24 protein-coding genes are annotated in these 23,040 nt (G+C 61.7%); 12 read left to right on the plus strand and 12 right to left on the minus strand.

Annotated features, from left to right (window positions below; translation table 11 throughout):
- Nucleotide 1 precedes the first annotated feature (1 nt).
- The 7 genes from BN1118_RS07840 to BN1118_RS07870 are packed head-to-tail and all read right to left on the minus strand — an operon-like array spanning nt 2 to nt 7,029.
- On the minus strand, nt 2-1,078 hold the full coding sequence (locus BN1118_RS07840; protein WP_043555369.1) for a protein-glutamate methylesterase/protein-glutamine glutaminase: 1,077 nt from the start codon (nt 1,076-1,078) through the stop codon (nt 2-4).
- The gene (locus tag BN1118_RS07845; protein ID WP_244463589.1) at nt 1,075-1,938 is read right to left on the minus strand and encodes a CheR family methyltransferase; all 864 of its coding nucleotides are present in this window, start codon (nt 1,936-1,938) and stop codon (nt 1,075-1,077) included. The genes BN1118_RS07840 and BN1118_RS07845 overlap by 4 nt, the downstream gene beginning before the upstream one ends.
- A complete protein-coding gene (locus tag BN1118_RS07850) occupies nt 1,935-2,465 on the minus strand; it encodes a chemotaxis protein CheW (protein ID WP_043555370.1) in 531 nt (176 codons plus the stop codon). Before BN1118_RS07850 ends, BN1118_RS07845 begins: the two co-directional genes overlap by 4 nt.
- Nucleotides 2,466-2,475: 10 nt before the next feature.
- Complete coding sequence (locus BN1118_RS07855) at nt 2,476-4,155, minus strand: methyl-accepting chemotaxis protein (RefSeq protein ID WP_043555374.1); 1,680 nt, start codon at nt 4,153-4,155, stop codon at nt 2,476-2,478.
- 43 nt (nt 4,156-4,198) lie between these two features.
- The gene (locus tag BN1118_RS07860; protein ID WP_043555375.1) at nt 4,199-6,337 is read right to left on the minus strand and encodes a chemotaxis protein CheA; all 2,139 of its coding nucleotides are present in this window, start codon (nt 6,335-6,337) and stop codon (nt 4,199-4,201) included.
- Nucleotides 6,324-6,644: an STAS domain-containing protein gene (locus BN1118_RS07865; RefSeq protein WP_043136602.1), complete on the minus strand. Its 321-nt coding sequence runs from the start codon at nt 6,642-6,644 to the stop codon at nt 6,324-6,326. The genes BN1118_RS07860 and BN1118_RS07865 overlap by 14 nt, the downstream gene beginning before the upstream one ends.
- Before the next feature lie 16 nt (nt 6,645-6,660).
- Nucleotides 6,661-7,029, minus strand: a complete 369-nt coding sequence (locus tag BN1118_RS07870; protein ID WP_043136600.1) for a response regulator — start codon at nt 7,027-7,029, stop codon at nt 6,661-6,663.
- A gap of 712 nt (nt 7,030-7,741) precedes the next feature.
- Here BN1118_RS07870 and hybO point away from each other — a divergent pair.
- The 11 genes from hybO to BN1118_RS07925 all read left to right on the plus strand — a co-directional run bounded on the left by hybO (nt 7,742) and on the right by BN1118_RS07925 (nt 18,889).
- Nucleotides 7,742-8,875, plus strand: coding sequence for a hydrogenase 2 small subunit (hybO, locus tag BN1118_RS07875; RefSeq protein ID WP_042871387.1), 1,134 nt, complete (start codon nt 7,742-7,744; stop codon nt 8,873-8,875).
- A gap of 2 nt (nt 8,876-8,877) precedes the next feature.
- On the plus strand, nt 8,878-9,921 hold the full coding sequence (hybA, locus tag BN1118_RS07880) for a hydrogenase 2 operon protein HybA (RefSeq protein WP_043555381.1): 1,044 nt from the start codon (nt 8,878-8,880) through the stop codon (nt 9,919-9,921).
- Nucleotides 9,914-11,101: a Ni/Fe-hydrogenase cytochrome b subunit gene (hybB, locus tag BN1118_RS07885; protein ID WP_042871392.1), complete on the plus strand. Its 1,188-nt coding sequence runs from the start codon at nt 9,914-9,916 to the stop codon at nt 11,099-11,101. Before hybA ends, hybB begins: the two co-directional genes overlap by 8 nt.
- Nucleotides 11,098-12,801, plus strand: a complete 1,704-nt coding sequence (hybC, locus tag BN1118_RS07890; RefSeq protein ID WP_043555384.1) for a hydrogenase 2 large subunit — start codon at nt 11,098-11,100, stop codon at nt 12,799-12,801. Before hybB ends, hybC begins: the two co-directional genes overlap by 4 nt.
- Nucleotides 12,801-13,331 (plus strand): HyaD/HybD family hydrogenase maturation endopeptidase, encoded by a 531-nt coding sequence (locus BN1118_RS07895; RefSeq protein WP_043555386.1) that lies wholly within the window; start codon nt 12,801-12,803, stop codon nt 13,329-13,331. The genes hybC and BN1118_RS07895 overlap by 1 nt, the downstream gene beginning before the upstream one ends.
- On the plus strand, nt 13,313-13,828 hold the full coding sequence (hybE, locus tag BN1118_RS07900; protein ID WP_043555387.1) for a hydrogenase-2 assembly chaperone: 516 nt from the start codon (nt 13,313-13,315) through the stop codon (nt 13,826-13,828). The genes BN1118_RS07895 and hybE overlap by 19 nt, the downstream gene beginning before the upstream one ends.
- 115 nt (nt 13,829-13,943) lie before the next feature.
- Nucleotides 13,944-15,551 (plus strand): ABC transporter substrate-binding protein, encoded by a 1,608-nt coding sequence (locus BN1118_RS07905; protein ID WP_043555389.1) that lies wholly within the window; start codon nt 13,944-13,946, stop codon nt 15,549-15,551.
- The gene (locus BN1118_RS07910; RefSeq protein WP_043555391.1) at nt 15,536-16,546 is read left to right on the plus strand and encodes an ABC transporter permease; all 1,011 of its coding nucleotides are present in this window, start codon (nt 15,536-15,538) and stop codon (nt 16,544-16,546) included. Before BN1118_RS07905 ends, BN1118_RS07910 begins: the two co-directional genes overlap by 16 nt.
- Complete coding sequence (locus tag BN1118_RS07915; RefSeq protein ID WP_043555392.1) at nt 16,536-17,351, plus strand: ABC transporter permease; 816 nt, start codon at nt 16,536-16,538, stop codon at nt 17,349-17,351. Before BN1118_RS07910 ends, BN1118_RS07915 begins: the two co-directional genes overlap by 11 nt.
- Nucleotides 17,345-18,133: an ATP-binding cassette domain-containing protein gene (locus BN1118_RS07920; protein WP_043555394.1), complete on the plus strand. Its 789-nt coding sequence runs from the start codon at nt 17,345-17,347 to the stop codon at nt 18,131-18,133. The genes BN1118_RS07915 and BN1118_RS07920 overlap by 7 nt, the downstream gene beginning before the upstream one ends.
- A 114-nt stretch (nt 18,134-18,247) precedes the next feature.
- Complete coding sequence (locus tag BN1118_RS07925) at nt 18,248-18,889, plus strand: ATP-binding cassette domain-containing protein (RefSeq protein WP_043555395.1); 642 nt, start codon at nt 18,248-18,250, stop codon at nt 18,887-18,889.
- A 289-nt stretch (nt 18,890-19,178) separates the two neighbouring features.
- On the opposite strand, the gene hypB is transcribed toward BN1118_RS07925, so the two are convergent.
- On the minus strand, nt 19,179-20,009 hold the full coding sequence (gene hypB / locus BN1118_RS07930; protein WP_209428868.1) for a hydrogenase nickel incorporation protein HypB: 831 nt from the start codon (nt 20,007-20,009) through the stop codon (nt 19,179-19,181).
- Here hypB and BN1118_RS22240 point away from each other — a divergent pair.
- Nucleotides 19,890-20,276: a hypothetical protein gene (locus BN1118_RS22240; protein ID WP_244463590.1), complete on the plus strand. Its 387-nt coding sequence runs from the start codon at nt 19,890-19,892 to the stop codon at nt 20,274-20,276. The genes hypB and BN1118_RS22240 overlap by 120 nt on opposite strands.
- Here the strand turns inward: BN1118_RS22240 and hypA are convergent.
- From hypA to BN1118_RS07950, 4 genes are all read right to left on the minus strand, one after another.
- On the minus strand, nt 20,254-20,595 hold the full coding sequence (gene hypA, locus BN1118_RS07935) for a hydrogenase maturation nickel metallochaperone HypA (protein ID WP_043555398.1): 342 nt from the start codon (nt 20,593-20,595) through the stop codon (nt 20,254-20,256). The genes BN1118_RS22240 and hypA overlap by 23 nt on opposite strands.
- An 82-nt stretch (nt 20,596-20,677) precedes the next feature.
- The gene (gene hypE / locus BN1118_RS07940) at nt 20,678-21,682 is read right to left on the minus strand and encodes a hydrogenase expression/formation protein HypE (RefSeq protein WP_043555400.1); all 1,005 of its coding nucleotides are present in this window, start codon (nt 21,680-21,682) and stop codon (nt 20,678-20,680) included.
- Complete coding sequence (gene hypD / locus BN1118_RS07945) at nt 21,679-22,791, minus strand: hydrogenase formation protein HypD (protein WP_043555403.1); 1,113 nt, start codon at nt 22,789-22,791, stop codon at nt 21,679-21,681. Before hypD ends, hypE begins: the two co-directional genes overlap by 4 nt.
- Nucleotides 22,785-23,036: a HypC/HybG/HupF family hydrogenase formation chaperone gene (locus BN1118_RS07950; protein ID WP_043555405.1), complete on the minus strand. Its 252-nt coding sequence runs from the start codon at nt 23,034-23,036 to the stop codon at nt 22,785-22,787. The genes hypD and BN1118_RS07950 overlap by 7 nt, the downstream gene beginning before the upstream one ends.
- Nucleotides 23,037-23,040: the final 4 nt, after the last annotated feature.

Consider the following 23,040-nt stretch of genomic DNA (forward strand, 5'->3'; position numbering starts at 1 on the left):
ATTACACGCCTCGCTGATCCGGACGGCTGAGCGTCTGGGTGATGTGGGTGAGTGACATGACTTCATCCACGCCACCATGGGCTATGGCCTCCTTGGGCATGCCAAACACCACGCAACTGCTTTCATCCTGCGCTATGGTGCGGGCCCCTGTGTCGTGCAGCTCTTTCATGCCCCGGGCTCCGTCGTCCCCCATGCCGGTCATTATGATGCCAAGCGCATTGCTGCCCGCGCTCACGGCCACCGAGCGAAACAGCACGTCTACCGACGGGCAGTGGCGGGAGACCGGCGGGCCCTCTTTCACCTCAGCCAGATACTGGGTGCCGCTGCGCTGGATCAGCAGGTGCTTGCCGCCCGGGGCTATGATGGCGACGCCCGGCAGCAGGCGATCGCCGGTGGCCGCTTCCTTTACCTCCAGCTGGGAGAGGCTGTTGAGCCGCTCGGCGAAGGAAGCGGTAAAGCGGGCCGGCATGTGCTGCACTATGGCCAGCCCCGGACAGCTGGCCGGCAGGCGGGAGAGCAGGTACTCCAGCGCCTGGGTGCCGCCGGTGGAGGTGCCGAGCGCGATGATCTTCTCCGTGGTGCGAAACGAGATCCGCTCGGCCGGGGGGGAGAGCATCTCATCGGCATTGCGGCGCGGGACGACCGCAATCTGATTGGTCGCGGGCAGCAGATTGCGCAGCTTGGCGCTGACGGCAGCTCGTATCTCCTGGATGAAGTCGTTGGCTGACTGCTGCAGGAAGCTCTTGATGCCCACGCTGGGCTTGGTGACGATGGAGATGGCCCCCGCCGAGAGGGCCTCCAGGGTGATCATGGCGCCCTCCTCGGTCAGGGAGGAGCAGATGATGACGGGGGTCGGGCGCTCGGCCATGATCTTCTTGAGGAAGGTCAGCCCGTCCATACGCGGCATCTCTATGTCGAGGATGATGACATCGGGCCAGCACTTCTTCATCTGCTGCATGGCGAAGATGGGGTCGAAGGCGGCGCCAATGACCTCTATGTCCGCAGCCTTGCTCAGCATCTGGGTCAGCACTTCCCGCACCAGGGCCGAGTCGTCGACGATCAATACCCGTATTGTCATGGCGCATCCTTTGCTGGCAGACGGCGATAGCGGGAAGGGGCTTCCTGCATGAGGGGAAGATCTTGCTGGCGAATGACCTCTGAGTGCCCGACCAGCAGATAGCCACCGGGTCTCAGCAGCTGGCAGAGCTGGGTCAGGACGCGGGCCTTGGTGGTGTCGTTGAAGTAGATGAGGACATTTCTGAGCAAAATTACATCGAAATCGCGCTCCTGATACTCGCCGCACGACAGCAGGTTGAGGTTGGCGAAGGCGACTTTTCTGGCGAGCGTCGGCTTGACCCGGATCTTGCCCGCGTATTCGTCGTGACCGCGCTGAAAGTAGCGCAACCACAGATGGGGTGGCACATGGCGGGCCCGCTCGACCGAATAGATGGCGCGCCGGGCAAAGGGAATGACGCGGGTATTGATGTCGGTGCCATGAATGCTCCAGCGTTCGTTGATGCCGAGCTGCTCGGCCAGCACCATGGCGGCGGAGTAAGCCTCCTCGCCGGTGGAGCAGGCCGCTGACCAGACGCGAAGCGGCTGGCTGCGACTGGCGAGCAGCTGCTCGGCATGGTGTTTCAGCCAGCTGAAGTGCTGGGCCTCGCGAAAGAAATAGGTCTCGTTGGTCGACAGAAGATTGATGGCGAGCTGGCGTTCCTGGGGGGCGAGGGGCTGGTTTATCCGCTCCCAATAGGCTTGATAGCTGGTGAGCTGCAACGCCCGCAGCCGCTTGGCGAGTCTGGATTGCACCAGTGCCCGCTTGCAGGGGGCGAGATCTATGCCCGCCGTGTTGAGGATGAAACGCCGAAACAGATCAAATTCGCTCTGACTGAGGGTCGGGACCAGCTCTGGCGTGAACAGCGGCGCCGCCATGTTCATCCGCCTTGCTCTTGCGAGAACAGCTGGCCGGTGGCGGCCTCGGCCATGGCGCTCAGTTCGGTGATGGAGAGCGCCTTGTGCATGTCGAGCAGGATGGCGAACCGCTGATCTATGGTGACGACCCCCTGAATGAAGTCGCCCCGGATGTGGGTGCCGAAGGTCGGTGCCGGCTCTATGGTGTCGGTGCGGATCTCCAGCACCTCGCACACCGCATCCAGCAGCATGCCGATCTCCTGCTCTTCCCCATTGCTGTTGGGCAGGGAGAGGATCGCGACGCAGGTGGTGGGCAGCAGCGGGGTCTGATCTCTGCCAAAGCGGATGGAGAGGTCGATCACTGGTACAACTGCCCCCCGCAGGTTGATGATGCCCCGCACGAAGCGCGGCATCATGGGGACCGGGGTCATGCCTTCGAACTCGATGATTTCACGGATGCAGCCTATGTCGACCCCATACAGCTCGCCCCCCAGCATGAAGGTGACGCAGTGAAAATGGGAGACTGTAACAGCAGGAGCAAAGGTATCTCTCATCGGCCTGCTCCTAATAGTTGGTGAACTTGCCATCATCTATCTCTCGCTCCAGATCCTCTTCGTGGAAGGGTTGCTGGCGGACAAATCCCTTCTTCGGCTTGATGCGTCTGGTGGCGGAGTAGGTGGCACTGTGCAAGGGATGGGGCTGGCGATCATTTCCCCCCCTGAGCGTGAACTGCTGCATCAGCTCCTGCAGTTGCAAGGCGGTGGAGCTGAGTTCTTCCGAGGTGGAGCTGAGCTCTTCCGCCGAGGCGGCCGAGGCCTGCATGCCATCGCTTATCTGGGTCACGGCTATGTTGATCTGGGAGACGCTGGCCCGCTGCTCGCGGGAGGCGGAGGCTATCTCCTGCACCAGGGTGGCGGTCTGATCGATGCCGGGCAGCATCTCGCGCAGCAAAGATCCCGCCTGTTCGGCCACGCTGACGGAGCGACCCGCCAGCTCGCCTATCTCCTTGGCGGCGGTTTGTGACCGCTCGGCCAGCTTTCTTACTTCGGCGGCGACGGTGGCAAAGCCCTTGCCATGCTCACCGGCCCTGGCCGCCTCGATGGCGGCATTGATGGCCAGCAGATCCGTCTTGTTGGCGATGTCATTGATGACAGTGATGCGCGAGGCTATCTCCTTCATGGCGTGGACCATCTCGCCAACCGCCTTGCCACTGTCGGTGGCGCTGCTGGCGGCCTTGGTGGAGATGTTCTCGGTCACCCTGGCGTTGTCGGCATTCTGGCTCACTGTCGCCGTCATCTCCTCGACCGAGGCGCTGGTCTGTTCGACGCTGGAGGCGAGCTCGGACGACGTCTGGGAGAGGGCATTGGCGGTGGCGGCCACCTGCTCGGAGGCCGAGCCTATCGCCTCCGACATGGCACCCACCTCGTTGAGGGTATCGGAGAGGCGGTGGGCCATGCTCTTGATAGCGTAAAGCAGGCTGCTGGTGTCGTCGGCTCTGAGCAGCACAGGGGTGGAGAGATCGCCGTCGGCGACGCGGGCTACCACCTGTACCGTATAGGAAGGATCCCCCCCCAGCTGGCGCAATATGCTGCGGGTCACCAGCAGGGAGAGAATGAAGCAGATAAGAAAGGCGCTGCAGGCGATGGCGATCAGGATCTGCAGATTGTCCCCATAAATGATTTTGCTGTCGGCTAATGACTGAGTGGCGAGCTTGTCATTCAGGTTGACCAGGTCGGTAAGAAGATCGTCAGCAACATTGAACGCCGGTCGCCCCTGTTCGGCCAGCATGATGGCCGCTTTCTGGTTATTGAGATTGTCCCCCGTATCGGATTGCACAGTTCGTATGATGTTATCGGCTATGGGTTTGTAAATTGCCCACGCTTGGTCAAAGCGAGCCAACAGATCTATTTCTGGCTGGGTGAGGGAGGTCTTGCGGTACTTGTCGATCAGTTCATTCATATTGCTTTCATAGCGCAACATGTTGTTTTCATTTTCTTTTCTTGTTTTTTCGTTGTTTTCAAGCACATAGCGATAGAGGGCCCGACTCGTGTATATGGCCTGCATATTGGCGTTGGCCAGATCCTTGATGGGGGTGAGCTGATTGGCATGCATGTTCTCGACCAGCGTTGCCATCTCCTTGGTGGAGTAGTAGCTGGTGAGCGTCAGCACTCCCAGCAACAGCATGAGAATGGAAAACGAGAACACCAGTTTTGTTCTGACTTGCAAGTTGTGAAACCAGTCCATGGTTCTACTCCGTGAATCCTGTTAGTGACAGTATGGTCTGTGGTCAATGTCTGAGGGTGAACAGGGCGTCGGCCTGCTGATGGAGCAAGTGTTGTTCCCGCCGCCACGCCAGTTGAATGAGTTGGGGCACGTCGAGGATCAGCGCCGGCTGGCCATTGCCCAGAATGGTGGAGCCGCTGACGTAACGCAGGGATTTGAACAAGTCTCCCAGCGGCTTGATCACCGCCTGCACTTCCCCTATCAGGCGATCCACCACGATACCGGCGCGGTTGTCGGCGTAATCGACCATCACCACGAATTCGGGTTCGGTCGCCGCCGGCAGGGCAAACAGTTCGCGCAGGGCGATGAAGGGAACCCACTCTCCGCGCACGTTGATCTGGCGACTCTGGCTGTGCAGGGCATCCGGCGGCAGGTCGATGCACTCGACCATCATGTCGAGGGGGATCACCAGGGAGGCGTGATCCACCTCAATCCGGAAGCCGTCTATGATGGCCAGGGTCAGGGGCAACCTGAGCCGGAAGGTAGTGCCTGCACCCAGCCGACTCTCTATGGTGGTTTCACCGCGCAGAAAGTCCAGATTGCGCTTGACTACATCCAGCCCGACCCCGCGCCCCGAGAGATCGCTGACATCGGCGGCGGTCGAGAATCCCGGCAGGAACAGCAGCTGGAAGATCTCCTGTTCACCGAACACCTTGCCCTCCGGCACCATGCCTTGGGCGTGGGCCTTGGCGAGGATCTTGTCGCGATCTATGCCCCGGCCGTCATCGCTCACCTCCACCACAACGGCACCGGCATCGTGATAGGCATTGAGAGTGATCACCCCTTGCGCCGGCTTGCCGGCCGCCAGCCGCAGTGCCTGATCTTCGAGGCCGTGATCGGCGGCATTACGCACCAGATGCATCAGGGGATCGGTCAGTTTCTCGACCATGGATTTGTCGATGTCGGTGTCGGCGTTGCGGATCTGCAGCTGGATCTCCTTGCCCGTCTGCTGGGAGAGTTCGTGCACCAGTCGCGGGAAACGGTTGAAGATCTCGTTGATGGGCACCATGCGCAGGGTCAGGGCATCGTCACGTATCCCCTCCACCAGGGTGTTGACGGTGGCGACTGATTCGATGAGCTCAGCATCTCCCCTGAGCCTGGCCTGCAGTGTGGTAGCCGAGGTGGCGATCACCAGCTCGCCGACCCGGTTGATCAGGCGATCCAGCTTGGCTGCCTCGATCCGGATGTAGTGCCCTTCGGCGCGCAGCTGCGGCTTGGCCTGAACCAGAGGGGCGGGGATGGGGGCCGATTCGGGCTCCGCTGGTGTCGGCGTCGTGGCGGCACTCGGCAAGTCACCGCTCGCGATGCGGGCGGCTTCCGCTTCGGTCAGTGCCTGGGCGGCCACCCAGCGTTGCAGTTGGGCCGAGAGCGGTTCATCCCGCCATGCCGCCAGCCGTTGGCCCTGCTCGGCAAACCGCGCCAGATCCTGATGCGGCGTGAGCACGCTGATGAGGCTGGCGTGGGCGACAAAATCGAAGGTGCCCAGGATCCGCTCTCTGGGCTCGGCACTGAGCAGGCCTATCTCGTAGCCGAGAAAACATTCTGTGGGATCGAGCAGTTGCAGCGGTGGCCACTCGTGCCAGACCGGCTGGATGAAGTGGATCCGTCCCAGATTGGCCAGGTAGCGGATGAAGGCAAGCAGGTCGAAGCCATCCTGATACAGGGCCGGATAGAAGCGCAGGGAGAGGTGCCAGGGGCGCAGATCCTGCGAGGCGACTGGGGCCGGCGAGGGCATGGCCAGCGGCTCGCTGGGCAGGGTCTGGTGACCCTGTAACTGGGAGAGCAGGGCCAGGATCTGCTGGGTCTCGGTCTGCTGCAGTTCGGGATTGTGTTCGGCGCCCTGCAACAGATCGCGCAGTTGATCGTTGCAGGCCAGCAACAGGTTGATCAGGTGTTCATCCAGCGCTATCTCGCCGCTGCGCAGCCGCTCCAGCATGTTCTCCATGGCGTGGGCGAAGCGCACCAGCATGGTCAGCCCCAACATGCCCGCCGAACCCTTGATGGTGTGGGCGGTGCGAAACATCAGGTTGTAGGTGTCGGGGTGGGCCGGATAGGCCTCACGATCCAGCAGGGCATGTTCCAGGTTGTCGCATTGTTCATAGGCCTCTTCGAAAAAGAGGGCGCGGGCCTTATTGATGTCCATGAACCGCCCCCTCTGGGCCAACGTCTGCCCACAACCCCAGCTCGGTCAACACGCCGTGGGCGACACACTCATCGCTCGCAAGCAGCCGCAGCCGCTTGCCCTGCTGGCTGGCCTCCTGCTGCAGGATGGCGATGAGCTGGGCGCCACAGCCGTCGAGCACCTCCAGCGGGTTCAAGTCCAGGTTCAGGTCGGCAAAGTTGAGCAGGCCGAACAGATCGTCCTGCAGATCCCCCAGCGTCATTATGCTCAGTTCGCCGCTCAGGGTGGCGGTGGGGGGGGTGTGCCGGGTATCGAGTTCCAGGCTCATGACAGTCGCTCCCGGATCATGGTTGCACCACCTTGTAGACATCATCGAGCAGTTTGAGCGGCTCGAACGGCTTGGTCAGCCAGACCCGGGCACCGGCCTCGAATCCCTCTCGCTTGATCTGATCTGAGTCTTCCGTGGTCAGCATGATGAAGGGGAGGTAGCGGGTCGTCTGCTGCGCCTTGACCCGTCTGAGCAGCGTCATGCCATCCATGCCGGGCATGTTGAGGTCTGAAATAATGAGGTGTACGCGTTGGTTGTCCAGCTGGATGAGGGCGGCCTCGCCATCTTCTGCTTCTATCACGTCAAAACCGGCGCTGCTGAGCGTCATGGTGATGGCCGCCCTGATCCCGACGGAATCATCCACCACCAGTATGGTCTTGCCCATAAGTCATCCTCTCGACGCTACATCAGGAGTGGGCCCCAGCGCAGGGGCGAGGCCAGCTCTGGGCCTCAGTGATAATTGTTGTTCAAGAGTCTGATGTTGGAGAGATTTTTTATAGTGCATCCGGGATTGGGAGACACTTGGCACTGATTGTGCAACCTCCTATGGGGGCTAGGTGTGAGGCTAGGGATGGAAACGAGGGGCAGGCTCCTGGCCGTGGTACGGTTTTGCCCAAATAAAAGGCAGTTGAATGAGCGCTGCCATGAGCACGATATTGACGGAACGACAGCTGATAATAAATATCATTGGCAAGTCTATTCCTGTTAGTTACATATATGATCACAAATAATAAAGGTATATTTTATCGGCCTCTTTCTTTTCTGGTGATCACTCAGGGCTGATAACATCAGTAGTCTTAAAAATAGTGTGACAACGCTTTCGTTCTGATTATTTAACATCGCGAATTAACGAATGATTTTTATGTTGTTAATTCATAAAATCATAAATATAACCCTTTGTGGGTATTTTGCTGGGTCATTGTATGGTTAGCTAACTGCATGCTACATATGGTTTTTTTAAATTAATGATGATGAGTTATATATCCGGGTAATGTCCTGCGACTTGATGGAGATCAACACGGGAGGAGAAGGGAGTCCTTAGCATTTCCGCTATTAAGCATTTATCAAACAAGTGCTCACTAACGGGAATAAGAAGAATGGTCGAGGATAATTTTTTATCGGCTCATGGAATTAATCGCCGTGACTTTATGAAATTGTGCGCCGGGATGGCCGCAACCCTGGGATTAAGCCAGAATGCCGTGGCCAAGATGGCCATGGCGCTCACCAGCCCCGAGCGGCCACCGGTGATCTGGATTGGCGCGCAGGAGTGCACGGGTTGCACCGAGTCACTGCTGCGCTCAACCCACCCCACCATAGAAAACCTGATCCTCAACACCATTTCGCTGGAGTACCACGAGGTGCTCTCGGCGGCCTTTGGCCATCAGGCGGAAGAGAACAAGCGCAATGCCATCGAGCGCTACAAGGGCAAGTATGTGCTGGTGGTGGACGGCTCCATTCCATTGAAAGATGGTGGCGTCTACTGCATGGTGGCCGGTGAGCCCATAGTCGATCATATCCGCCGTGCGGCTGCCGATGCGGCTGCCGTCATCGCCATCGGTTCCTGCTCTGCCTGGGGCGGTGTGCCCGCCAGTGGTGGCAACCCGACCGGCGCCGTCAGCCTGGAGGAGGCCCTCGGCAATATCGGCACCCCCATCATCAATATCCCAGGTTGCCCGCCCAACCCCCACAACTTCCTCACCACGGTTGCTTACTACATCACCTACGGCAAGTTGCCGGCGCTGGATAGCAAGAAGCGTCCGCTGTTTGCCTACGAGCGCCTCATCCACGAGAACTGCGAGCGCCGCCCGCACTTCGATGCGGGACGTTTTGCCAAGGAGTTCGGTGACGAGGGCCACCGTCAGGGCTGGTGCCTCTACCATCTTGGCTGCAAGGGGCCCGAGACCTACGGCAACTGCTCGACCCTGGAGTTCTGCGACGTGGGCGGCGGCATCTGGCCGGTGGGCATAGGCCATCCCTGCTACGGCTGCAACGAACAGGGGGTGGGTTTCAGCAAGGGGATCTTCCAGCTCGCCAAGGTCGAAAATCCGACCCCGCGGGTGGAGAAACCCGACGTGGCCATTCAGGAGGGGGGACACATGTCGCCCACCGCCACCGGCCTCATCGGTGGTGCCCTCGGGGTACTGGTGGGGGTGAGCCTGATGACGGTGCGCGAACTCGGTCGCCAGCAGAAGCGCCACGAAGCCGGGCAGCACCCATCACGGGAGGAGTGACCGTGAACAGACGCAATTTCCTCAAGTTTGCCTCCGCCAGCGCGCTGGCGGCAGGGGCCGCCGTGCCCGGCAGCGCCATGGCGGCGGCCAAGAACAAGCCGCCCATTCCTGGATCGCTCGGCATGTTGTACGACTCCACCCTCTGCGTCGGCTGTCAGGCCTGCGTGGCGGAGTGTCAGCGCCTCAACGGCAACCCGGCCAACCCGGCCGGGGAATCGACCTGGTCCAACAACGACAAGCTGACCCCCTACACCAACAACATCATCCAGGTGTGGAAGAGCGGCACGGGTGAGCACAAGGATCAGCTGGTGGATGGCTATGCCTACATCAAGAAGCAGTGCATGCACTGCGTCGATCCCAACTGCGTCTCCGTCTGTCCGGTGCAGGCCCTTAAAAAAGATCCCAAGACCGGCATAGTCCATTACGACCCGAGCGTCTGCACCGGCTGCCGCTACTGCATGGTGGGCTGCCCGTTCGATGTGCCCAAATATGACTACGACAACCCGTTCGGGGCCATCCACAAGTGCGAGCTCTGCAACCAGCAGGGGCTTGAGCGGATCAATCAGGGCAAGTTGCCCGGTTGTGTCGAGGTGTGCCCGACCGGCGCCGTCATCTTCGGCAGCCGCGAGGATCTGATGGCCGAGGCCAAGCGCCGCCTGCTGGCGAGCCCGGGCAGCGAGTATGCCTATCCGCGCCAGACCCTCACTGCGGGCGACCCTTATCTGCATGAAGTGCCGAGCTACCAGCCCTATGTCTATGGCGAGAAAGAGGGCGGTGGCACCCAGGTGCTGGTACTGGCCGGGGTGCCTTACACCAAGCTCGACATGCCCGACTTGCCGGAGCTCTCCTCAGGGGCGCGCTCGGAGCATATCCAGCACACCCTCTACAAGGGGATGGTGCTGCCCATGGTGGTGCTGACCGGCCTCTCGGTACTCATTCGCCGCAACGCCAAGAAGCACGATCAAGCGCACCCTCATGACGAGGACCATGCGCCTGGGCAGGGCAAAGAGCCGGGTTCTGACAAGGGAGGCAAGGATCATGAGTAACCACAAGGCACATCCGCTCGGTGGCAAGCTGGTCAGCTGGCCCGTCATAGTGCTGGCGCCCTTCGTCATCCTGTGCGGCATGCTGATCCTCAAACGCCTCATCTTCGGGCTGGGCTCGGTCACCGATCTCAACGGGGGTTATCCCTGGGGGCTGTGGATCTCGTTTGATCTGCTGATCGGCACAGGTTTTGCCTGCGGTGGCTGGGCACTGGCCTGGGCCGTCTACGTCTTCAACCGGGGCGAGTATCACCCCCTGGTGCGACCGGCCCTGCTGGCGAGTTTGTTCGGCTATTCGCTGGGCGGCCTCTCCATCACCATAGATGTAGGCCGTTACTGGAACCTGCCTTACTTCTACATTCCGGGTTTCTTCAACACCTCCTCTGTGCTGTTCGAGACAGCGGTCTGCATGACCATCTACATAGGGGTGATGGCGCTAGAGTTCGCACCCGTGCTGTTGGAGAAGTTCGGCTGGAAGACTTCCATGGCCCGGCTCAACAAGATCATGTTCTTCATCCTGGCGCTGGGGGCCCTGCTGCCCACCATGCACCAGTCCTCCATGGGATCCTTGATGATAGTGGCGGGGGAGAAGATCCATCCGCTCTGGCAAAGCTACGAGCTGCTGCCGGTCTTCTCCTTGTTGACCGCCTTCATCATGGGCTTCTCCATAGTGGTGTTTGAAGGTTCTTTGGTGCAGGCGGGGCTGGCGGGGCGGGGTCCCAACGAGAAGTCGCTGTTCTACAAGCTGACCCAGGTGATCGACATCTTCCTGATCCTGTTTGTGGCGCTGCGCTTTGCCGAGATCGTCATCAACGACAAGTCGGCCTATCTCTCAGAGTTCAACCGCTACGCCGTCATGTTCTGGAGCGAGATTGCGCTGATGATATTCCCGCTGCTGGTGTTCCACTGGGACAAGAGCCGCCGCGATTCGCGCATGTTGTTCCTGGGGGCACTCAGCATGCTGCTGGGCGCAGCCCTCTGGCGACTGGATTACTCCCTGCTCGCCTTCAACCCCGGCAATGGCTATCACTACTTCCCCTCCGCGGCGGAAGTGCTGATCTCCTTGGGCTTCGTCGCCATCGAGGTCTGTGCCTATTTGCTGCTGATCCGGCTCTTGCCGGTACTGCCATCACTTGAACGTGTTCACCAAGATTATCAGGCCCGAGGGAAAGCCAACGTATGAGCCAACGTATCACCATAGACCCCATCACCCGCATTGAGGGGCACCTGCGTATCGACTGCGAGATCGAAGGCGGCATAGTCACCAAGGCCTGGTCGTCCGGCACCATGTGGCGCGGGATGGAGGAGATCGTCAAGGGCAACGACCCGCGCGATGCCTGGATGATAGTGCAGCGCATCTGCGGGGTATGTACCTCCATTCACGCCATCGCCTCGGTGCGGGCGGTGGAGAACGCCATCGGCGCCCAGGTGCCGGTCAACGCCCAGTACATCCGCAACCTCATCATCGCGGCCCACAATATCCACGATCACATAGTCCACTTCTACCAGCTCTCCGCGCTGGACTGGGTGGACATCACGGCGGCGCTTGAGGCCAATCCGCAGAAGGCGGCGGACATCCTCAAGGGGGTCTCTACCTGGTCCCTCAACAGCGCCGAAGAGCTGACCAAGGTGCAGGACAAGATCCGCGCCCTGGTGGCGAGCGGCCAGCTTGGCATCTTTGCCAACGGTTACTGGGGTCACAAGGAGATGAAGCTGAGCCCGGAGGTGAACCTCATCGCCGTGGCTCACTACCTGCAGGCGCTGGAGTGCCAGCGCGATGCCAACCGCATCGTCGCCATTTTGGGGGGCAAGACGCCCCACATCCAGAACCTGGCGGTGGGCGGGGTGGCCAACCCCATCAACCTGGATGCGCCAAGCGTGCTCAACCTGGAACGGCTGCTCTATGTGAAGAGCTTCATCGACCGGCTCGGCGAGTTCATCGAGCAGGTCTACAAGGTGGATGCCGCCATCATAGCCGCTCACTATCCCGAGTGGCTGGCGCTGGGGCAGGGGGCCAAGCACTACCTGAGCGTGCCCGAGCTTCCTACCGATGCCGACGGCGGCAGCTTCCTGATGCCGGGTGGCTATATCGAGAACGGCAATCTGGCCGGCTATCGCCCCATCGTGAGTCATCAGGATGCCTGGCTGATGGATGGGATTGCCGAGAGCAACAAGCACGCCTGGTACAAGGATGATGCCCCCCTCAAGCCGTGGGAGGGCAAAACTGAGCCCAACTACACCGGTTGGCAGGATGACGGCAAGTACTCCTGGGTCAAATCCCCCACCTTCTACGGCAAGGTGGTGGAGGTGGGGCCCCTCGCAGACCTCTTGGTGAAGCTCGCCGCCAAGCACCCGGAGACGGTGGCTCACTTCGATCAGCTGAACGGCATCTACAAGGCGCTCACCGGCTCTGCCATCAAGACCGAACAGCTGCATTCCACCATGGGTCGCATCATTGGCCGCGCGGTGCGTTGCTGCGTGCTGAAAGACACCCTGGCGCACCAGTGGAAGGCGCTTGTCGACAACATCGGCAAGGGGGATTTCACCGCCTACATCAAGGCCGAGATCCCGGCGGACAAGGAGTTTCGCGGGGTGGGCTTTGAAGAGGCGCCGCGCGGCATGCTCTCCCACTGGATCGTCATCAAGGAGGGCAAGATCGCCAACTATCAGGCGGTGGTGCCCTCGACCTGGAACTCGGGCCCGCGCAACTTCAATGACGAGCCCGGCCCCTACGAGCAGGCGCTGGTAGGGACGCCGGTGGCGGATCCCGCCAAACCTCTGGAGGTGGTGCGTACCATCCACTCGTTCGACCCCTGCATGTCCTGCGCGGTCCACGTAGTGGATACCCAAAATGGCGAAGTGACTCAGGTGAAGGTGCTGTGATGAACACCCTGATCCTGGGCGTAGGTAACCTGCTGTTGAGCGACGAGGCAGTGGGAGTGCGCCTCGTCGAGGCGCTGGGGCGCGAATACCGTTTTGCCCCCGGCATCGAGCTGCTGGATGGCGGCACCGCCGGTATGGAGCTGCTGGAAGCCATGGCCAGTCGCGACCACATCATTTTGGCGGATGCGGTGCGCAGCGGTAACCCGCCGGGCACAGTAGTGACCCTGAAGGATGAGGAGATCCCGACCCTGTTTGGCCGCAAGATCTCCCCGCACCAGCTGGGGCTGGCGGACGTGCTCTCGGCGCTGCACATGACGGGGGAATCCCCCAAGCGGCTCACCTTGATCGGCATAGAGCCTGAATCTCTCGAACCGCGCATCGGCCTCACCCCTGTGGTGGCGGCGGCGATGGGGGAGGCGAAGGATCGGATTTTGACCCTGCTGGCCGCCGTTGGCGCCCCCGCCATTGCGCTCTCCGATGCCGAGCGGGCAAAGCAAGAGCAGGAGGGCCTATGGCGCAGTCCCATTTAAGCGAGGTTGAAGCCGTGCAGGAGTTCATCGGTTTTGCCAGCAATCCCGCGCCTTTGCTGGTGGCCCAGTACGAGCGGATCGCCCGCGAAGAGATGCAAGGGCTGCCCTTCTATCACGCCACCATGCCTATCGTGGCCGAGTGCGTGTTGTTTGAAGAGCAGTGGCTCGGCTGCGTGCTCACCCCCTGGATGCTGAGCCTGGTGGTGCTGCCGGGGCCGGATCAACTCTGGCCGGTGCGCAGCAGCAGCGATCGGCTCGCTCTGCAGCTCCCCTGCGGCAACATGACCTTTATGGTGGGGGAATTGCCCGAGACGGGGCAGCTGCTGGCCTGCTCCCTGATGTCGCCGCTCGACCCCCATCTCGAGGCCGAAGAGGGGCGCTCGCTGGTGAGCAGCACCCTCAAAATGCTGCACTCCTTGCCGCTGCAGCAAGGTGCCGTCGGCGTGGATCTGGGGCGCAGACGGCTGTTTGGTGCTCGTCGTGGCCAACCGGCATAGCCACTAGGTTTCACGCGAAATCAAGTTTAGAATAGGGGCCCGTTTTGGCCCCTCACTCGCTTCTTCGTTTGACGTTTTTCTTCGAGGTGAGTGGTACAAACGAACAAGGAATCTTATGACCATTCAATGCCATGGCCGCCGCAAGGGTGTGCCTGTCGTCGCGGCCACTTTGCTGGCCCTGCTCTCGGGCGGACTCTCTCATTCCGTACTGGCCGCCCAACCTGTGCCTGCCGAACTCAAGCTTGCTATCGGCGCCGAACCCACCGAAGGGTTTGACCCCTTGCTTGGCTGGAGTCACGGCAGCTACCTGCTGCTGCACAGCCCGCTGCTCAGGCAAAACGCGGACCTCAGCTGGCAGGATCTGCTCACCCAATCGGTGACACCGAACAAGGATGGCAAGGGGTGGCTCATTACCCTCAAGCCCGGCCTGACATTCTCCAACGGCGCGCCGCTCACCGCCGAGGATGTGGCATTTACCTACAACAGCGCGGCCAAGGGCGGCGGCAAGATCGACATGGGCAACTTTGTCTCAGCCAAAGTGCTCTCGCCTACCGAGGTGGCCATCACCCTGAGTGCCCCCCAGAGCACCTTCGTCAACGTGCTGGGCTCGCTCGGTATCGTGTCGAAGAAGGATTACGATCCCAAGGCGTACGCTCAAAAGCCTGTCGGTGCCGGCCCTTACCGGCTGGTGAGCTTCCTGCCCGGTCAGCAACTGGTGGTTGAGGCGAACCCCTATTACGCCGGTGGCAACAATGATTTCAAACGGCTGGTGTTTGTCTTTATCGATGAAGAGAGCGCCTATGCCGCCGCCCAGAGCAGCCAGCTCGATCTGGTGCGCATCCCCCCGTCGCTGGCGCCCACCGTGCCTGCCTCGCTCAAGCTGTGGGTACGGCCGAGCGTGGAGAACCGCGGCATCGTCTTCCCGATCCCCCCTGCGGGCGGCAAGGATGCCCAGGGTTATCCCGTCGGCAACGACGTGACCTCTGATGTGGCGGTGCGCCGCGCCATCAACTACGCCATCGATCGCAAGCTGCTGGCCGATCAACTGCTGGAAGGGCACGCCATCCCCGCTTACAGCGCGGTGGAAGGCTTGCCATGGCTGAACAAAGCCACCGCCTTCAAGGATGGCGATACCGCCCATGCCAACGCCCTGCTCGACGAGGCGGGCTGGAAGATGGGCAGCGACGGCATTCGCCACAAGGGCTCCCTGCGCGCCGCCTTTACCCTCTGGTACACCAGTGGCGACAGTACCCGCCGGGATCTGGCGGAAGCGGTGCGCGCCATGCTCAAACCCATCGGTCTCGAAGTGAGCCTCAAGTCCGGCAGCTGGGAGCAGGTGGAGCGCGAGATGCACGCCAATCCGGTGCTGATGGGGTGGGGGAGTCTGGATCCCATGGAGCTCTATCACCACTACCAGAGTGGTTCGGGCGGCGTGGAGTTCTACAACCCGGGCTACTACCGCAACCCTGTGGTGGATGGCCACCTCAAGCAGGCGCTGGATGCCCCGAACTGGCAGGCGGCGGTGCCCTTCTGGCAGCAGGTGGAGTGGGATGGCAAGACAGGTGCCGGGGTGCAGGGGGATGCCGCCTGGGCCTGGCTGCTCAATGTGCAGCACACGTATCTGGCCAACCGCTGCATCGACCTTGGCAAGGGGGCGCCGGAAATTCACGGTAGCTGGTCCCTGCTCAACAACCTCTCTGACTGGCGGTGGACGTGCCGCTAAGTTCGCCCTTGAGCACGTCAGGTTATATCTTGCTAAAAGCCCTGCTGCGTCTGGCAGGGCTCTTGTGTCTGGTCTCTGTCGCCACCTTTGTGCTGCTGAGCTACTCCCCCATAGATCCCATCAAGGCCTATATCGGCAACGATCTGCTCCACGTGCCGCCCGAGCAGTACGCCCGCATCGCCGCCCGCTGGGGGCTGGATCAGCCGCTCTGGCTGCGTTACTGGCACTGGTTCGGCCAAGTGCTGCAGGGGGATCTCGGTTACTCCATGCTCTACAACGCGCCTGTGGCTCAGGTGATAGGCAGCCGCTTTGCTGCCTCTTTCCTGTTGCTGGCCGGCGCCTGGCTGCTCTCCGGCTTTTTCGGCATTTTGCTTGGGCTCTGCGCCGGTCGCTATCTCAACCGCTGGCCCGATCGCCTTATCTGCCGCTTTGCTTACTTGCTCGCCTCCTTGCCCACCTTCTGGGTCGGCCTCTTGCTGCTCGCCCTGTTTGCGGTGCACTGGCCGCTGCTGCCGGTTTGCTGCGCCTGGACGCCTGGCCTCTCTGCCGATGAGGCGGACTGGCTGATGCGATTGCGCCATCTGCTGCTGCCGGTGACCACGTTGGCGTTGCTCGGGGTGGGCAACATCGCCCTGCATACCCGGGGGCGGGTGGCCGAGGTGCTGGCGAGCGACTTTATCCGCTACGCCCGCGCTCAGGGGGATGGCGGTTGGCCCATGCTGCGTTTTCACGTGCTGCGTCACGCCCTGACCCCGGCGCTCTGCCTGCAGTTTGCATCCCTCGGTGAGCTGATTGGCGGATCGCTCTTGGCAGAGAAGGTCTTCTCCTATCCGGGGCTAGGCCAGGCGACCGTGGATGCGGGGCTCAGGGGCGACATCCCCTTGCTGATGGGCATAGTGCTCTTCTGCACCCTGCTGGTCTTTATTGGCAATACGGTGGCCAGCGTGCTGCTGGCACGCATCAACCGGGGTTGGGAGGGTGAGCATGCTGTTTAATCCGCTCCCCTCAATGTTGCGTCTGGGCTTTGCCCTGATCGGATTGGCGTTGCTGGCCGCCTACGGCTGGAGCCTCTCTCATCAGGATGTGCCCATGGATCTGCTGGCCCGCCAGCAGCCGCCCTCGCTGGTCCACTGGTTCGGTACCGATCAGATGGGGCGGGATCTCTGGCTGCGGGCATTTCAGGGCACCCTCACCAGTCTGGAGCTGGGGATCAGCACGGCGCTGTGCAGCGGCCTGTTGGCCATGGTGGCGGCAAGCCTCTCGCTCATCCATCCCAGATGCGATGTGGCGGTGCGCCTCGTGATTGATGCCATGCTGGCGCTGCCCCATATGCTGCTGCTGATCCTTATCTGCTTTACCGTGGGGGGCGGCATGCGCGGGGTGATCCTGGCGGTGGCGCTCACCCACTGGCCCAAGCTGGCGCTCATCCTCTGTGCGGAGGCGCGGCGGATCGCCTGCAGCGACTACGTGGTGCTGGCCCGCTGTCAGGGGATGGGGGCGCTACGTCGCTGGCGCACCCACCTGCTGCCGGGGTTGTTGCCCCAGTGGTTTATCGGCACCTTGCTGATGTTTCCCCATGCGGTGCTGCACAGCGCGGCTTTGAGCTTTCTCGGCTTTGGTCTGGCGGCCCACGAGGCCTCTCTTGGCCTGCTGCTGGCTGATGCCCTGCGTTATCTGGCCGGTGGTGGCTGGTGGCTGGCGCTCTTCCCGGGGCTGATGTTGCTGCTGCTGGTACTGCTGTTTGATCAGGCTACCCGCGCCCTGCAACAGCTGCTGTGGCACAGGAGTGAAGCATGCTGAGTTTTGACCATGTGACCATAGAGGCCGCCCACTACTCCTGGCTGGGGCGACGCAGCTGGCAGCCTTTGCTGACCGATATCAGCCTGCAACTGGCGCCGGGGGAGATAGTGGCGCTGGTGGGGGGGAGCGGCGAGGGCAAGAGCCTGCTGCTGCAAAGCGCCCTGACCCTGCTGCCGGACAACCTGCGCATGCGTGGCACCATCTCCCTCGATGGCACGCCTCTGTGCGATGCAAGCAGGGCCCGTCTGCGTGGCCACACCCTCTGTTATGTGCCGCAGGGGGTGAGCGCCCTCAATCCGTTGCTGACGGTGGAGCGCCAGCTTGGCCGGGCGGCGCGTCTGTGCGGTCAGAGCGGTTCTCGCGAGCGGCTCGGCGAGCAACTGCTGCGCTACCAGCTGCCTGCGGCCACCCTGGACAACTATCCGCGCCAGCTCTCCGGCGGCATGGCAAAGCGCATTCTGGCCTGCACCGCGGCGCTTGGCGGCGCCCGCTACATTCTGGCAGACGAGATCACCGCCTGGCTCGACGAGGGGCTGGCCTGCCTGTTGCTCAGCCAGTTGCGTGAATTGGCCAATCAGGGCAGCGGTATCCTCTGGGTCACCCATGATCTGGCGCTGGCGGCCCGCTTTGCCGATCGCATAGTCGCGCTGCATCAGGGGCAGGTGAGCGATACCTTGAGCAGCCACCATCTGCGGCAGGGGCAGGGAAGCGAGATGCTGCGTGCCCACTGGCAGGCGCTGCCCGAGTTCAACGCGCTCTTCTCTGCGCCGGAGGTCTCCTGATGTTCGTGTCTCTTAAACAGGCAGCTTGCTGCGCGGCAAATATGCAATGGCGGGGATTCACTCTCAGGGCTCGCAACAACGCCGTTCACCCTTTGTTACCCCGGAGGTCTGCTGATGTTTGAAGTTCGGGATCTCACCATCACCCAGGGGGAACGCCCTCTCTGGCAGGGGTTGTCGCTGACGGTGAAAGCGGGCGAGCGGCTGGGGATGTCTGCCCCGAGCGGTTATGGCAAGACCACGCTGGGGCGGGTATTGGCGGGCTGGCAACCGGTTCGGGCAGGTGGGCAGATCCTGCTGGATGGTCAGCCTTTGCCGGAGCAGGTAAAAGGCTACAAACGAATCCAGCTGGTGCCCCAGCACCCGGAACTCACCTTCAATCCCTATCGCACCACAGGGCAGGCGCTGTGGGATGTATGGCGCCCCGATGACGCCATGCTGGCCCGTTTTATGGTCAAGCCTGAATGGCTCGGTCGTAAACCCGGTCAGCTCTCCGGTGGCGAGTTGGCCCGCATCGCGCTGCTGCGCGCCCTCGATCCCCGCACCCGGTTGCTTGTCGCCGACGAGGTGACCGCCCAGCTGGATCCGCAAATTCAACGCCAACTCTGGCGGGAGTTGATGCGTGAGTGCGAACAGCGCGGGCTTGGCATGCTTGTCTTCAGTCACCAGCAGGCATTATTGCGCCAGATCTGCCATCGGGTGCTGCGCTTTGGTGAGGCGCAGACCGAATCTGGGGAGCTGACCGAAAGTGCAGCTTGATAGTTGGTTCCCCCTCATCCCCAACCCTTCTCCCGCAAGGGGAGAAGGGAGCAAATATGCGGTTCACCAGCAAGATGTACCTCGGCGTATCTGGATACAGGCAGGGCATTATCGGTGTCCACTCATCGGTTCCCTCTCCCTGGGGAGAGGGCTAGGGTGAGGGGACGCGAGTGAGAGAGGCTGGCCATTTGGTGCAGATAGAACGGCTGGCAAGGTTCGCAGATAAAAGAGAGGGAGGCATCAGCCTCCCTCTTTTGTTTTCTACCGTTATCAGCGGCGTTTAACCGGTTCAGGCAGTGGCCAGCCAGTTGAGCCAGGCATCCATCCCTTCACCCGTGGTGGCGCTGACCTGGATCACCTGAATATAGGGGTTGACCCGTTTGGCGTTCTCGATGCAGCGTGCCACGTCAAAGCTGACATGGGGCAGCAGATCAATCTTGTTGATCACCATCAGCTGAGCGGCGGCAAACATGTCCGGGTATTTGAGGGGCTTCTCTTCCCCCTCGGTGACGGAGAGGATCGCCACCTTGTACTTCTCGCCGAGATCGAAGCTGGCGGGGCAGACCAGATTGCCCACGTTCTCGATAAAGAGGATGCCCCCTTCATTGGCGGGCAGCTGGTGGCAGGCGTCGTGGACCATTTTGGCGTCCAGATGGCAGCCCTTGCCGGTGTTGATCTGCACGGCAGGGACGCCGGTGGCACGAATGCGATCCGCATCGGCACTGGTCTGCTGATCCCCTTCGATCACAGCACAGGGGCGCTTGTCGGCCAGTTGGCGCAGGGTTTCGCACAGCAAGGTGGTCTTGCCTGAACCCGGGCTCGACACCAGGTTAAGCACCAGCTGGGCCGCCTCATCGAAGTGTTCGCGGTTGTGGGCCGCCAGCTTGTTGTTCTTGGCCAGCACATCCATCTCGATGGCGATCAGCTGGCGCTGCCCCATGCCGGGGACCGACAATCCCGCTTCCCCTTTGCCATAGTGCAGATCACCCTGCTGATGGTCATGGTCATGGCTGTGATCATGGGGATGCGCGTGGGAATGGCCGTGGTCATGAGAGTGGGCATGATCATGATGATGGTCGTGGGGGTGATCGTGATGGTGCTCATGACCCTCTGCTCCCACTGGCGCCCGTACCCCGTGGTAGTGGTGATGGACATCCCCCTGATGGTGATAGTGGTGGTGAACGATCAGGGTGCGCGGTGCGCTCTGCTCATGTTCGTGATGAGCGTCATGGGCATGAGGGTGGCCGTGCTCATGTTCATGGTGATGATGGTGCTCATGATCGTGAGCGTGGGGGTGTGCATGGTCGTGATCCTCTTCATGGCCGGCGATCCGCGCCTGGCCGCATCCGCATACGCTACACATATCAACTTACCTCGATGTCGGTGATGCGCAGGCTATCGCCTTGCGCGACTCGTAATTTGTATCCGCCGCACTCGGGACAGGCCTGCCCGCGCTCGGTGAGGGTGACCGTCTGGTTGCAGTCGTAACACCAGGCTTCTGCCGCCTGATGCTGAAAGTGCAGCTGGGCCCCTTCGACGGCGGTGCCCTTGGCGGCGGCTTCGAAACAGAAGGCAATGGTGTCCGGGTCAACGCAGGAGAAGCTGCCGACCTCGAGCCAGAGGGCGGTCACCTTGTTAAAGCCCCGCTGGGCGGCCTGTTCAGCCGCCAGATCGATGGCAGCCATGGCCAGAGACATTTCGTGCATGGTGACTCCTTAACCGATATTGGGAGGAGGAACCGTTCCCCCTCCTTGTGACATGCATCCGTTTGGCAAACGGCGTGGCCGCTCAACAGATCCGCGGGAGCAGTTCCCCTTGCGGCAGCTCCAGATAACGGCGGCTGCCCCAGGGGTTGTTGAGCACCACCTTGTGGCGATCGCTCGTCTGAACCACGCCTATCTGGCTGGCGGAGGGGTTGAATTGCCGCAATATGCCCAGCGCGTCCTGCGCCTGTTCGGCAGGCAGGGCCAGCACCATGGTCCCCTCGTTGGCGAGATCATGGGGCTCGAAACCGTAGAGTTCGCACAGGCCGCGCACCGGATCGCAGACCGGAATGGCGGACTCCTCCAGCTCGATACCCACTTGGGAGGCGCTGCTCCACTCGTTGAGCACGGCGGCGAGGCCACCGCGGGTGGCATCGCGCAGGGCGTGAGGGGTAATACCTGCCTTCAGCAGCGTTTCTACCTGCGGCCAGAGGGTGGTGCAGTCGCTCTTGAGATCAGATCCCAGCTGCAGGGCATCGCGGGCCATCAGGATGCAGGCGCCGTGGCTGCCGATATCCCGCGACACCAGAATGGCGTCACTGGCCTTGAGGTTGCGCACCGAGATGCCCCGGCTCTGTTCGGGCAGCGGAAAGGTGCCGACCCCGCTGGTGTTGATGAAGATCTTGTCGGCTGCCCCCTTGGGCACCACCTTGGTGTCGCCGCAGACGATGCGGGCACCGCTGTTGGCCAGCTCTGCGGCCATCGACTCGACGATGCGGGTGAGATCGGCGTAGGGGAAGCCTTCCTCGATGATAAAGCTGGCGCTCAGATACTCGGGCTTGGCCCCCATCATGGCGAGATCATTGACCGTGCCGGCGATGGCCAGTTTGCCGATATCGCCCCCCTCGAAGAAGAGCGGAGAGACGGTAAAGCTGTCGGTGGTGAAGGCGACGGGCCCGCTCACCGGCAGCAGGGCGGCATCTTCACCGCGCAGTAGGATCTCGTTACCAAAGTGGCGAAAGAAGAGCTGGTTGATCAGCTGATTCATCTCGACGCCGCCGCCGCCGTGGCTTAACTGAATTTCTCTCATTGGATCCCCATATATCGGTAGTAGGCGTTGCAGGCCCCCTCGGAGCTGACCATGCAACTGCCCATGGGCTGGGTCGGGGTGCAGCCCCGGCCAAAGACTTTGCACTGATTGGGCTTGGCCAGCCCGCGCAGAATATCGGCGCACTGGCACGCCTTGTGGTCATCGATGGGGGTCTCACTGAGTTGAAAGTGGCGCTCCGCATCGCGCCTGGCGAAGGCATCGCGCAGGCGCAGGGCGGAGGCGTTGATGTCCCCGAGGCCTCGCCAGCGAAAGTGCTCGCGGGTCTCAAAATATTGGTCGACCAGCCGCTGGGCGGCCCGGTTGCCGCTGGCGGTGACGGCGCGGCTGTACTGCACCTCCAGCGCGTAGCGACCCTCCACCTTTTGGCGCACCATCATCAAGAGCGCCTCCATTACATCCACCGGCTCGAAGCCGCTCACCACCACAGGCACCTGATAACGATCGACGATGGGCAGGTAGATATCGGCGCCTGTGATGACGCTGACGTGGGAGGGGCCGATAAAGGCGTTCACCTTGGCAACCCCGTCGGCCATCACGGCGTGGATGGCGGGGGGCACCAGCACATGGTTGATATGAAACAGCAGGTTCTCCACCCCCGCAGCGTCGGCTGCTGCCAGCAGCGCGGCTGTCATGGGGGTGGAGGTCTCGAACCCGATGGCGAAGAAGACCACGGTTTTGTCCGGGTTCTCCTTGGCGATGCGCAGCGCATCGAGGGGGTCATAGACGGGGCGGATATCGCTCCCCTTGGCCCGCTGCTGGGCCAGTGTGCCCTTGGAGCCCGGCACCCGGATCATGTCCCCCAGGGTGACCAGAATGACGTTGGGCTCTCTAGCCAGTTCGATGGCCTGATCGATGCGTTCCTTGGGCATGATGCAGACCGGGCAGCCGGGGCCATGGACGAACTCTATGCTGGCTGGCAGCAGCTGGTGCAGGCCGTACTTCATGATGGTGTGGGTATGGCCACCGCACACCTCCATCACTCGCAGCGGTTCGGGCAGATCCTTGGCCAGTTCGGTGATCTGGGCGGCGAGGGCGCGGATGACGTCGGGCTGACGAAAGCCCTGAAACAGGTCATTCAAGGTCAGCATGGCAAGATATCCTGATCGGGCATCAGGGCCACCATCTGGCGGAAGCTCTCGAGGCTGGCCTGCGCCTCCGCTTCGTCAATCTTGCTCATCACAAAGCCGATATGGAGCAGCACATAGTCGCCAAGGTTGAGGGGATCTTCGAGCAGCATGCAGCTGACGCGCCGCTGCACCCCCAGGGTATCGACGGTGACGCAGTTATCTTCTGGGTGCAGCTGCACCACCTGAGAAGGGATGGATAGACACATGGAT

It is taken from the genome of Aeromonas bestiarum (assembly GCF_000819745.1).
GTDB classification, from domain to species: Bacteria; Pseudomonadota; Gammaproteobacteria; order Enterobacterales; family Aeromonadaceae; genus Aeromonas; species Aeromonas bestiarum.

Bases quoted from the DNA above. Each gene is read 5' to 3' on its own strand.
- hybC (WP_043555384.1), top strand. From the start codon at position 11,098: ATGAGCCAACGTATCACCATAGACCCCATCACCCGCATTGAGGGGCAC.
- BN1118_RS07855 (WP_043555374.1), bottom strand. From the start codon at position 4,155: ATGGACTGGTTTCACAACTTGCAAGTCAGAACAAAACTGGTGTTCTCG.
- BN1118_RS07925 (WP_043555395.1), top strand. From the start codon at position 18,248: ATGTTTGAAGTTCGGGATCTCACCATCACCCAGGGGGAACGCCCTCTC.
- BN1118_RS07860 (WP_043555375.1), bottom strand. From the start codon at position 6,337: ATGGACATCAATAAGGCCCGCGCCCTCTTTTTCGAAGAGGCCTATGAA.
- BN1118_RS07845 (WP_244463589.1), bottom strand. From the start codon at position 1,938: ATGAACATGGCGGCGCCGCTGTTCACGCCAGAGCTGGTCCCGACCCTC.
- BN1118_RS07840 (WP_043555369.1), bottom strand. From the start codon at position 1,078: ATGACAATACGGGTATTGATCGTCGACGACTCGGCCCTGGTGCGGGAA.
- hypE (WP_043555400.1), bottom strand. From the start codon at position 21,682: ATGAGAGAAATTCAGTTAAGCCACGGCGGCGGCGGCGTCGAGATGAAT.
- BN1118_RS07915 (WP_043555392.1), top strand. From the start codon at position 16,536: ATGCTGTTTAATCCGCTCCCCTCAATGTTGCGTCTGGGCTTTGCCCTG.
- BN1118_RS22240 (WP_244463590.1), top strand. From the start codon at position 19,890: ATGGTCATGGCTGTGATCATGGGGATGCGCGTGGGAATGGCCGTGGTC.
- BN1118_RS07870 (WP_043136600.1), bottom strand. From the start codon at position 7,029: ATGGGCAAGACCATACTGGTGGTGGATGATTCCGTCGGGATCAGGGCG.
- BN1118_RS07865 (WP_043136602.1), bottom strand. From the start codon at position 6,644: ATGAGCCTGGAACTCGATACCCGGCACACCCCCCCCACCGCCACCCTG.
- hypA (WP_043555398.1), bottom strand. From the start codon at position 20,595: ATGCACGAAATGTCTCTGGCCATGGCTGCCATCGATCTGGCGGCTGAA.
- hybE (WP_043555387.1), top strand. From the start codon at position 13,313: ATGGCGCAGTCCCATTTAAGCGAGGTTGAAGCCGTGCAGGAGTTCATC.
- hybB (WP_042871392.1), top strand. From the start codon at position 9,914: ATGAGTAACCACAAGGCACATCCGCTCGGTGGCAAGCTGGTCAGCTGG.
- hybO (WP_042871387.1), top strand. From the start codon at position 7,742: ATGGTCGAGGATAATTTTTTATCGGCTCATGGAATTAATCGCCGTGAC.
- BN1118_RS07920 (WP_043555394.1), top strand. From the start codon at position 17,345: ATGCTGAGTTTTGACCATGTGACCATAGAGGCCGCCCACTACTCCTGG.
- BN1118_RS07950 (WP_043555405.1), bottom strand. From the start codon at position 23,036: ATGTGTCTATCCATCCCTTCTCAGGTGGTGCAGCTGCACCCAGAAGAT.
- BN1118_RS07895 (WP_043555386.1), top strand. From the start codon at position 12,801: ATGAACACCCTGATCCTGGGCGTAGGTAACCTGCTGTTGAGCGACGAG.
- BN1118_RS07850 (WP_043555370.1), bottom strand. From the start codon at position 2,465: ATGAGAGATACCTTTGCTCCTGCTGTTACAGTCTCCCATTTTCACTGC.
- hypD (WP_043555403.1), bottom strand. From the start codon at position 22,791: ATGCTGACCTTGAATGACCTGTTTCAGGGCTTTCGTCAGCCCGACGTC.
- BN1118_RS07905 (WP_043555389.1), top strand. From the start codon at position 13,944: ATGACCATTCAATGCCATGGCCGCCGCAAGGGTGTGCCTGTCGTCGCG.